Below are 493 nucleotides of genomic sequence, written 5' to 3'. Positions count from 1 at the left end.
GGCTGGGCGGACCGACGCATGCTCAAGCCGCGGACTCCAGGGCCGCGCGGTATTCGGTGAGGCGGGCCTTGGCGCGGATCGGGATGCTCGGGTCCTTCAGCGCGTCGTCGAAGGCCGCCTTGGCACCGGCGGTGTCGCCGGCGCGCAGCCGGGCCAGGCCCAAGAGCTCGCGGGCCTGGTGACGGAAGGGCCGATCGGCCGCGGCGAGTGGCTCCAGCTCGCTGATCAGCTCCGCGGGATCGCGCTGGTCCAGCTGTCGGCCGAGCACGGCCAGCCGGGCCGATTCCTTCAGGATGGCATCGTCGAGATCGGAGCCGGCGACCTGCTCCAGGGCGGCGGTGGCCTCGTCCGCCTTGCCGGCCGCACCGGCGGCCTGGGCCGCCTGGAAGCGCGCCAGGGCCGCCACGCCGGCGGACGTTTCCGCTCCAATAGCTTCCAGGTCGGCCAGGGCGGCTTCGCTCTGGCCGGTCTCAAGCTTGGTGATCGCGGCGAA

1 protein-coding gene is annotated in these 493 nt (G+C 73.6%); it reads right to left on the bottom strand.

Annotated features, from left to right (window positions below; translation table 11 throughout):
- Window positions 1–22: 22 nt before the first annotated feature.
- Window positions 23–493: tetratricopeptide repeat protein (locus EQG76_RS10555; RefSeq protein ID WP_159713155.1), on the bottom strand; the 471-nt coding region annotated here is incomplete at its 5' end.

The sequence above is a fragment of the Geminicoccus flavidas genome (assembly GCF_009806515.1).
Lineage (GTDB): Bacteria > Pseudomonadota > Alphaproteobacteria > Geminicoccales > Geminicoccaceae > Geminicoccus > Geminicoccus flavidus.
Note: the sequence above shows the minus strand (reverse complement) of the source record. Positions and strands in the feature narration are given on the sequence as shown.